Consider the following 11,206-nt stretch of genomic DNA (forward strand, 5'->3'; position numbering starts at 1 on the left):
TTTTTGCCACCAATTGTCAGAAATAAACTTGTATCTTGAAACACCAGGAAGCTCTGTACGATGACGCACCCTTGTTCGCTTTTAACGTACAAAACACCCAAGTAAATGCGGGTAATTCGTTTATGTACGACAACGTACCTACAGCAATACCGCCTTGCTCTAGGATTCATCATCAATGGCAGCCGCCAACTAGTCCAAGAACTGACACGATCACCTGCGTGTCGCGATGAAAAGAAAGAAGCGTGCAATTTGAAAACGATTCAGCAACGGGTTTTCGATGGTTTTTATAGTTTGCGTATCACCTTATTAATGAAACGCTTATGGTTTCGTTCACGTCACCAAAAGTTCACTCCAGAATCACCGTTACGATCAGAATTGTTTAGTGCGATCCAAATGGAACAGCATGGACGTGTCCTGGCTCTGGGACATATCCTAAGTAGCACTATTCATTCAGATCAATTACTCGCTCGTCTCTCCGATAATGAAGAAGTCATCATCAGTACTTGCGGCTTACTCACTGAAGCCATTAAATCCGGCCATCAGGTCACCCCTGCTGCTGCATGGTTGCTGGATAACTTTTATCTCATTGAAGATCAGATCAGAACCGCAAAGCATCATTTACCCAAAAATTACAGCAAAGAATTGCCTTGTTTAGCAAGCGGAGATTGTGCAGAAAAGCCGCGCGTTTATGGCATTGCATTAGAAACTATTTCGCACGGGGATGGCCGTGTTGATCCGGACACGCTTCGCCATTTCATCATGGCGTATCAACTGGTCTCGGTCCTGAAATTGGGTGAACTGTGGGCAATTCCCATCATGCTAAGACTGGCATTAATAGAAAATCTCAGAAGAGTTGCTGCCAGATTAGCGATCACTCAAGAGAGTCGCAAATTAGCGATTGAATGGGCTGATGCAATGATCACTACGGCTGAAAAAAATCCCAGTAATTTGATTTTGCTCGTGGCCGATATGTCGCGTTCACATCCACCTTTAGATAGTTCTTTTGTCGCAGAACTGGTAAGGCGACTACAAGGTCAGGCACCGACATTGACTCTGCCTTTAAACTGGCTGACGCAAAGACTGGCAGAAACGGGGCTGACCATCGAAAAGTTGGTGCAGCAAGAATCACAGAAACAAGCGGCTGATCAAATATCGATTAGCAATAGCATTGGTAGTTTGCGACTTCTGACGGCGATGGATTGGCGCGAATTCGTCGAAGACCTGAGTAACGTTGAATCTATACTGCGACAAGACCCCTCACAAGTTTATCCACGCATGGATTTTTCCACCCGCGATCGGTATCGCCACGTTATCGAGCGCATTGCGACTCAAAGCAACTTAACTGAGAGCGACATTGCAACACTTGCTTTGGATTTGACCAATCAGGAGTTTGTCCAAGCGCAAACACAAGCACAAACACAAGCGCAAGCACAAGCGCAGCCTCGCCGCGCCCATATCGGCTATTTTCTGATTGATCAAGGTTTAGCATCGCTTGAAGCCGCAGCGGCAATAAAGCTCACATTAGGTGACAAATGCCGGCGCTATGCAAAGACACACGCATTCCCAAGTTACACAGGTAGCATCATCGTCTTGAGCATTCTGGTGTCCAGTTTCTTCCTATATCAGGCATGCAAGTCAACAGACAACGTCTATTTATTATTTTTCTTTAGCATCATAAGTTTGTTAGTCAGCAGTCAATTTTCTATGACGATCATCAATTGGCTCGTCACGCTGCTGGTAGTCCCGCATTCTCTCCCCAGAATGGATTTTTCCAAACGGATTCCAGAAGATTGCAGTTGTCTGGTGGTTGTGCCAACCATGTTATTTAATCTGGAGAATATTGACGAACTTTGTAACGCGATGGAGGTTCGCTTTCTGGCAAATCAGAGTTACCACCTCCAATTTTGCATCCTTAGCGATTTTGCAGATGCGATTCAAGAAAATTTAAGTACAGACGAACCACTCTTGCAGCGAGCAAAAAGCAATATCGACGCACTTAACGTAAAGTATCCGCGTAAAGATGGTTCCTATTTTTTACTCATGCACCGACCGCGTTTTTGGAACGAACAGGAACATCAATGGATGTCCTTCGAACGCAAGCGTGGCAAATTAGCAAACCTTAATGCCTTTCTTCGCGATTTATCCGTCAATGCTTTTTCATTAGTCATTGGTAACACCAGTGGGCTTTCCAAAATTAAGTATGTGATCACCTTAGATACGGATACGGAATTACCACGGGATGCGGCGGCCCTCTTTATTTCTACGATGGCTCACATTTTGAATCGTGGATACTACGATATGAGCGCTGGGCGCGTGACTGAAGGCTACGGCATCTTACAACCACGTATCGCGGTCGGCATCCCTTCCGTTCATGCATCACGCTACGAGTTATTATATGGCGGTGATGCAGGAATCGATCCTTATACGAGATCTGTATCAGACGTGTACCAAGATCTTTTTCATGAAGGTTCTTTTATTGGCAAGGGTATCTACGACGTTGATATTTTCGAACAAGCATTGCATAGTCGCATGCCCGAAAATCGAATCTTAAGCCATGATTTACTTGAGGGTTGCTATGCACGCGCTGGATTAATCAGTGACATGCCTTTGATCGAAGCCTATCCCTCCAATTATTTAACGGACATGCGACGGCGTCATCGTTGGGTGAGAGGCGACTGGCAGATCGCTTCATGGATGATGAGTAAGGTGCCGAATTTAATTGAAAAAATAGGCGATAAACCGACGCACAGCGCCAATACACTCTCAAAATTATCTCGGTGGAAGTTATTTGACAATCTACGCCGTAGCGTCACACCGACAGCACAAATACTTTTTTTACTCACTGGCTGGTGCTTACTTTCCTCACCTGCCTATAGTGACTTTTGGTCATGGTCATTATTGAGCTTAATTGCCCTACCATCATTGCTTTTATTTATAGTCAATCTCGTCAATAAACCAGTTGATCTATTACTTCGACAGCATATCGCTGCACTGGCTATCAAAGGAAAAGTACAGTTAACGCAAGCGCTTTTACATGTATGTTTTTTGCCTTATGAGGTATGGGTATATGGCGATGCAATAGTTCGCACGCAATGGCGAATCTGGGTTTCACACGAACATTTATTGGAATGGAATCCATCACATCTTGACCAGCAATCAGGCTCGAACTATTTCTTCCAGACGCTGAAAAAAATGTGGATTGCACCTGCATTTTCAGTTTTAGTGTTGATCTGTGTCGTATTTTTTAAGAGTATAAGTCTACGCTCAGCGACACCATTTTTGTTCTGCTGGTTTATCGCGCCCTACATCGCCTATTGGATCAGCGTACCAAAAATTTATTTGGTTAAAAACCTCAACGTCATACAAAATAACTTTCTTCGCATACTTGCCAGAAAAACATGGCGCTTTTTCGATACTTTTGTCGGTGAAGAAGATCATTGGCTGCCACCTGATAACGTACAAAAATCCCCCGTTTCCATCATTGCCCATAGAACTTCGCCAACAAATATTGGTTTGTCATTATTAGCAAACGTCGTGGCGTTTGATTTTAGTTACATATGCACTGGACAGTTACTGACGAGAACAAGCAATACGTTTCAAACTCTCGAATCATTGGATCGCTACAAAGGCCATTTCTATAATTGGTACGACACATTGACGCTGACACCCCTTCAGCCTATGTATATTTCAACAGTGGATAGTGGAAATTTCTCTGGACATCTGCTGACTTTACGACCAGCGCTGATTGATTTGATCGAGCAACCCATTTTACATCCACACATTTATCTGGGGTTACTTGATACATTTCAAATCTTACATGAGGTAATGGGCGACATAAATATTTCAATGATATCGGCCATCGGCGATCAGCTTGAGCAATTGGCCGCAGAGGTGCCAACTTGTCTCAATCAAGTGTATAACGACTTAAATCATTTGATGGAACAGCTAGAAAAATTAAAACCGATAGGCAATAACCAAGAAAAAATTTCTCAGGAAAAAATCTGGACATCAGCATTAGTCAAGCAATGCCGGTGTCATTTATCCGAAATTATCTTTCTCGCCCCGTGGGTAGCAGAAAGCAATATGGCAGTTTGTTTTGATCGCTTCCCGCAATTGAAAGGGATACCTTGTCTGAATCAATTAGCTGACTTGAGTTGCAACCATCATCAGGCAATGGGAGATAGCCTTGCAGTGAATCAATTTGATATAGATGAAATGCATAATTCACGCTGGAGTGAGCTCATTGCTGAAGCAAAAAATCGGGCAAATTTACGTATCAAAGAAATTCACCGTTTAGCTTCGATGGCAGTGAATTTCTCTGAAGTGCAATATGACTTTTTGTATGACGCCACCACCCATCTTCTTTCCATTGGATACAATATTAATGAGCGCCGCTGTGATGTAAGTCGATACGACCTATTAGCATCGGAGGCACGGCTGGCATGCTTTATTGGTATTGCCCAAGGCCACCTTCCGCAGGAAAGCTGGTTTGCATTAGGCAGGCAACTCACAATCGCTGGCGGCGAGCCCATCTTGCTGTCATGGAGTGGATCAATGTTTGAATACTTGATGCCAATATTGATTATGCCAACTTACCATAACACCTTACTGGATCAAACCTATCACGCGGCAGTAAAACGCCAAATTGAATACGGTCAGCAGCGCAGCGTTCCGTGGGGTATTTCTGAATCTGGATACAATGCGTTTGATACTAATCTCAATTATCAATACCATGCATTTGGTGTGCCTGGGTTGGGATTTAAGCGCGGTTTAGGTGACGACCTGGTAATAGCGCCCTATGCGTCGATGATGGCATTGATGGTGGAGCCAGAGGCAGCATGTGAAAATTTGATGCTACTGTCGACATCCGGTTATTGTGGAGAATTCGGATTTTATGAGGCAATTGATTACACGGTTTCTCGCTTGTCACGCGGCCAAAATCACGCCTTAATTTCGTCATTTATGACCCACCATCAAGGTATGGGTCTGCTTTCGATCGCGTATTTACTATTGAATCGACCAATGCAAGCGCGGTTCGAGTCAGATCCACTGTTGAAAGCAACGATACCTTTGCTCTATGAACGCGTTCCGCCAGTAACATCGACATACGCTAATACGACGGAATTAGCAGACATACGCAGCAGCACGAACGATCAGAGCACACCATTAAGGGTTTTGACGCAACCCAATTCAAAGACGCCTGATGTGCAGTTGCTGTCAAATGGACATTATCATGTAATGATCACCAGCGCTGGTGGGAGTTATAGTCGCTGGAACGACATTGCGGTCACACGTTGGATTGAAGATAGTACCCGCGATGATTGGGGGAGTTTCTGTTATGTTCGCGATGTCGAAACAGGACGTTTCTGGTCAACCGCATTTCAGCCTAGTCAGGTATCTTCTCCGCAATATGAAGTCGTGTTTTCTGAAGGCCGTGCAGAATTCAGACGTCGCGACAATAACATCGATTTACACACAGAAATTGTTGTATCGCCAGAAGATGATATTGAGTTACGAAGAACTCGCATCATAAATCGTTCTGGCCGTCGTCGTACGATAGAGTTCACAAGTTATGCGGAAGTTGTCCTGGCAGTACCCGCCGCAGATAATACGCATCCCGCTTTCAGCAAGCTCTTTGTGCAGACAGAAATATTACCTGAACAGAATGCTATTTTATGTGTTCGCCGTCCACGTTCAAGTACCGAAATCGTGCCCACTATGTTTCATTTGATGGCTTTGCACGGCGTGGCTGCCGATCACATTTCTTATGAAACAAATCGCTTAGAATTTATAGGCCGCGGCAATACCTGTAATAATCCTGACGCCATGCGCCATCCCGGATCACTCTCAAATACCGCCGGTGCAGTACTTGACCCCATTGTCGCTATTCGTTATCAACTGACCTTAAATCCAGAACAATCAGCCACTATCGATATCGTCACAGGAATCGCTAATACGCGCGAAGCATGTCTCGCACTCATCGAAAAGTATCAAGATCAACATCTCGCCGAACGTGTCGTTGATCTGTCCTGGACACACAGTCAAGTGGTACTAAGACAGCTCAACATTAGTGAAAAGGATGCACAATTATATGCACGGTTAGCGAATTCGGTGGTCTTTGTCAATCGCGCATTGCGTGCGAGTCCCGACATTTTGGTGCAGAATCTTCGGGGTCAGTCAGCACTTTGGAGTTATGCTATTTCTGGCGATTTGCCCATCGTATTATTACAGATTAGCAGTCAGGAACATATCGAACTCGCGCGACAATTGATACAAGCCCACGCCTATTGGCAATCACGCGGTTTAGCAGTTGATCTGGTGATTTGGAATGAAGATCACGCCAATTATCGCCAGGTATTACAGGATCAGATAGTTGGCCTGATTTCATCAGTGATCGGCACGCACGCTCTAGAAAAACCTGGTGGCATCTATGTTCGCTCTATCGACCAGATCTCTAATGAAGATAGAATATTGTTTCAATCTGTCACTCGCATCATATTAAATGATCATCGGGGTACCTTGCTCGAGCAATTGAATCGACGTGATTTAGCGGATATTCTTCCTGCAAATTTAAACCCCGTTAAAAAGAAGCAAAATTTCGCATTACCTGTTCCTTTAACGACAGAAAGAGGCAGCGACACGCGTCAATTTGAAAATGGCATCGGTGGTTTTTCCAGTGATGGAGTCGAGTATGTCATCTCGACCAATGAAAACGTAATGACCCCTGCCCCATGGGTCAATGTGCTAGCGAATCCCACGTTTGGCAGCATCATTTCTGATAGCGGGCAATCGTACACCTGGTCAGAAAACGCCCACGAATTTCGACTTTCGCCTTGGAATAATGATCCAGTCAGTGATAGTAGCGGCGAAGTATTTTATGTGCGTGATGAGGAAACCGGGAAATTTTGGTCGCCAACTTCATTGCCACGCCGGGGCACTGGCGATTATCAGACCAGACATGGCTTTGGCTATAGTATTTTTAGCCATTCAGAAGAAGCAATCGATTCAGAAATGACCGTGTACGTCGCTCTAAACGACCCGATAAAATTTATTGTCTTTCGTATTCATAACCGGTCACAACAACATCGCCGACTTTCAATCACTGGTTATGTTGAATGGGTGCTTGCTGATCTACGTAGCAAATCAGGGATGCATATTGTCACAGAAATGGCTGTTGATAATAGTGGAATCTGCGCCCGTAACTCCTACAACACGGATTTTCCCGGACGTACGGCATTCTTTGCTGTCAATAGTCCAGTCTGTACAGTGACTGGAAATCGCGCCGAATTTATCGGTAGAAACGGCAATTTGAACAATCCCACCGCAATGAATAAAGGATACTTATCAGGAAACGTTGGCGCCGGTTATGATCCTTGCGCCGCAATCCAAGTACCATTTGAACTCAATCTAGGGCAACAACGTGAGCTAATTTTTATTCTTGGTGTCGCTGATCAGCAAAGCCATTTATCACAGAACTTAATTCATCAATATCTGAACTCTCAGGCAGCGGCAATCGCATTGTCAGAGGTGCAAAACTACTGGAAAAACACCTTGGGCGTCGTCAAGGTAAACACACCAGATCCTGCGCTTAACTTATTAGCCAATGGCTGGCTACTCTATCAAACCATTGCTTGTCGTTTATGGGCGCGAAGTGGTTATTACCAATCTGGCGGTGCTTTTGGCTTCCGTGACCAATTGCAAGATACGATGGCGTTGTCCCATACGGCACATAGCTTAGCGCGTGAACAGATCTTATTATGTGCGGCGCATCAATTTATTGAAGGCGACGTTCAACATTGGTGGCATCCACCAACCCAAAAAGGGGTGCGGACCCATTGTTCAGATGACTACCTATGGCTACCCCTAGCAGTTGCACGTTATGTCAATAATACTGGGGATACCGGGATTTTAGATGTTGATGTAGCGTTCATCGAGGGGCGTGAACTTAGTCAAGACGAGGATTCTTACTACGATCAGCCAGTACGGTCGTCCACTACAGCGACAATTTATCAACACTGTGTCAAAGCAATCACGCACGGATTGCGTTTTGGTACACACGGGTTACCGCTGATGGGTTCATGCGACTGGAACGATGGCATGGACAAAGTGGGCGATCAAGGTAAGGGAGAAAGTGTCTGGCTCGCATTTTTTCTACATGAGGTGCTCCAGCAATTTGTGGCGATGGCAATCCACCAAAAGGATACTGATTATGCCGCCTTTTGTACTGACAACGCTGAAAAAATTTCTAGCCAGATAGAGTTAGCCGCATGGGACGGAGCATGGTACCGCCGCGCTTATTTTGATGATGGTAGTCCACTCGGTTCAGCACAAAATAGTGAATGTCAGATCGATTCGATCTCTCAAAGCTGGTCGGTATTAACATCGGCTGGCAGCGCGGCACACCAGCGAGTGGCGATGGAGTCGCTTTTTCAACGCTTGGTGAATAAGGAAAAAGGGATTATTCAACTATTAGCCCCCCCTTTTGACAAGTCCACGCAAAACCCGGGCTATATCCGCGGGTATTTACCTGGTGTTCGTGAAAATGGTGGTCAATACACCCACGCAGCAATTTGGGCGGGTATGGCATTTGCGAAGTTAGGCGATGTTGATCGTGCGTGGGAAACATTTGACATAATTAATCCAATTCATCACGGCGATTCGATGGCGCATATTCAAACCTATAAAGTAGAGCCGTATGTGATCGCTGCCGACGTGTATGGTGTCGGTTCCCATATCGGCCGCGGAGGATGGACTTGGTACACAGGATCTGCCGGATGGATGTACACCTTCATCATGGAGTCATTGTTAGGGATAAAACGCCACCATCAGCAAATTCGCATTACGCCCTGTTTACGGGTCAATTGGACGCAGTTTAAAATAAATTACCAGTATTGCGATACGCATTATGAAATTATGGTGACGGTTAACGATAGCGCAGAGCAAGCTTCAACACTACATATCGATGGTAATTTGTCGGAACATTTATATCTGGAACTAGTCAACGATCATGAGCACCATCATATCGATTTTCAACTACAAAAAATTGAGTTTCCAGTATCAGAAACACTGAAAGTAAGTACTGATCACGCGCCCTAAGTCATAGATAAAGACGACGAACCCATTTTTAAATAGCCCTTAAAAATGTGTTCGTTATCGCACTGTGACAGGCATGATATTTAACTATGCTGCAATGGTGTCGAGATAGATGAGAGACACACTTATTCCACCATTTCAGGAGCAACAATTATGACCATTAATAGCGAAGCAGTAAGCTTACATGAACAAGCAGCGAACGATCATACCGAAGCCGCGGCACATCATCTGGATGCAGCAGCCCATCACGCAAAAGACAAAGTAACAGATGCGAAAGTAAGCGCGAATCACGCATCGACATGCTGTGACAAAGCTACAAAAAATACCGCGTCCGCTTGTAAATCAACAGCTAAATAATATTGAGGTGTTTTTGCTTGCTATGGGCTTTTTAAAAGCAAAGACACTTTCTCACTTTATTGGCTACACCAGGAAAATAACATCATGATCAAAAATATTCGTTATATTTATCAGTCTGCAGCCATTGTCTTCGCCAGTTTATTTTTTACTGTCGCACCAAATCAAGTTTTCGCTGCAACAACGGCCACAGAACTTAACCAGGAATCGAACGATGCATTAAAGACGCTCTATCATAGTAATCCGACTGCATTAGAGTTATCTAAAAAAGCGAGGGCTATTCTGGTTTTCCCTAAAATTGTCAAAGCCGGATTTGTTTTTGGTGGTAGCTATGGTGAAGGTGTTTTACTTAAAGGAGGTCAGATGAATGAATACTTCAATTCTGTCTCTGCTTCTTGGGGTTGGCAAGCTGGTGCGCAATCTTATGGCTATGTCATTTTCTTGATGAGCGATCGCGTTGAACAAAGTATTCGTAATGCACAGGGCTGGGAAGTCGGTGTTGGCCCAACAGTCGTAGTGATGAATGAAGGCGCCGCAAAAAACTTCTCTACATCGACTTTAAAAGATGATGCTTATGCGTTCATTTTTGATCAACAAGGTTTGATGGTCAGCATCAGTGTTGAAGGTACTAAAATTTCCAGAATAAAAAAATAGAAGCTACTTATTTTTTATGAGATGAATAGCGTTGAGCTTAGGCAGTATTGTTTTGGCACTCAGAGGTAAGAAATCGTAGGGTGAAAATATTAAATTTAATCCTACCCAGAATAGTATTGCGTAAGTTCTCGTTTGACATGAATTAAAGCAAAAGCATCGAAATCACTAAAATCATTGAAATCACTAAAATCATTGAAATCATTGAAATCATTGAAAAAATATTGAAATTATTTCCACCATTTCTAATCCCATAATGCGTGCAAGTCACAAACTAGATATTCACGTCTACCAATAAAAATGGCGGATTTCATCCGCCAATTAATTCTCAAGCCAAATTAAAGACATCACAAATCAGTTTGGACGATTCGAGGACCGTATATATTTTCGCTCGAATCAGAATCTCTCGCCCAAAAAATAAACAATGGAATCAAACCAATCCCAGTTATCATAAGCAACTGCCACCAGCCACTTTTACCAATATCATGAAGCCTTCTGGCGCCAACCGCCAAGTTTGGCAGTAGAAATGCCAAACCTAATAGCGAAGACAAATCATCGTTATGCGTAATCATATCGGCCGCAACAGAAATCATTATCTCGAACAGAAAAAACCACCAAAACTCACTACGGCTCGCGCGGCCGTTAAAGTCAGCATATTTGGTCATACAAATTTCAATTGATTCGGCTATTTTCATTGTTTTTCCGGGTAAGATTTTCTGTTTCTTCAAAAAAATAACTCGACATCAACGTAACAACCACTTTTCATCGTGAATATGCGGAGACTATCGCACAATAATTTAAATATGATCCGATTAACGTTATAACGGAAACTTTCGAAGCAAAATCAAACTTCAAACATCAAACATCGGTAGTTGTCAACAAAGATGTCGCGTCAAGTCATGCTGCTAGCATTAGTTCCTCTGCCTGATTTCGTTTCGGATTCAGCCAGACCTCGTCCTTCAATTTCCAATCCCGCGTCGTACCAGACCAGCGCTCTGGATGCCGTTGTTTCGCTACTTCAAAGACCTGTACACGTTGTCGCAAGATTGCTGCATCGCGGCCATCATGACGCTGTGCTGGCGTCACAAATTTCAGAGCGCTGTGCTTA

At 44.0% G+C, this 11,206-nt stretch carries 4 protein-coding genes and 1 pseudogene; 3 read left to right on the plus strand and 2 right to left on the minus strand.

Annotated elements, in window-relative coordinates; translation table 11 throughout:
- Positions 1-105: 105 nt before the first annotated feature.
- The 3 genes from ACO0K1_RS03460 (at position 106) to ACO0K1_RS03470 (ending at position 10,101) form a co-directional block, all read left to right on the plus strand.
- A complete protein-coding gene (locus ACO0K1_RS03460) occupies positions 106-9,096 on the plus strand; it encodes a GH36-type glycosyl hydrolase domain-containing protein (protein WP_423022723.1) in 8,991 nt (2,996 codons plus the stop codon).
- A 150-nt stretch (positions 9,097-9,246) separates the two neighbouring features.
- Complete coding sequence (locus tag ACO0K1_RS03465) at positions 9,247-9,450, plus strand: hypothetical protein (protein WP_423022725.1); 204 nt, start codon at positions 9,247-9,249, stop codon at positions 9,448-9,450.
- An 84-nt stretch (positions 9,451-9,534) separates the two neighbouring features.
- Positions 9,535-10,101, plus strand: a complete 567-nt coding sequence (locus ACO0K1_RS03470) for a YSC84-related protein (protein WP_423022727.1) — start codon at positions 9,535-9,537, stop codon at positions 10,099-10,101.
- Positions 10,102-10,445: 344 nt separating this feature from the next.
- Here ACO0K1_RS03470 and ACO0K1_RS03475 read toward each other — a convergent pair whose 3' ends face one another.
- A complete protein-coding gene (locus ACO0K1_RS03475) occupies positions 10,446-10,793 on the minus strand; it encodes a DUF805 domain-containing protein (RefSeq protein ID WP_423022729.1) in 348 nt (115 codons plus the stop codon).
- A gap of 202 nt (positions 10,794-10,995) precedes the next feature.
- A pseudogene (locus tag ACO0K1_RS03480) lies at positions 10,996-11,206 on the minus strand (IS3 family transposase); the annotation flags it as partial.

The sequence above is a fragment of the Undibacterium sp. SXout20W genome (assembly GCF_049340285.1).
Classification (GTDB): domain Bacteria; phylum Pseudomonadota; class Gammaproteobacteria; order Burkholderiales; family Burkholderiaceae_D; genus Undibacterium.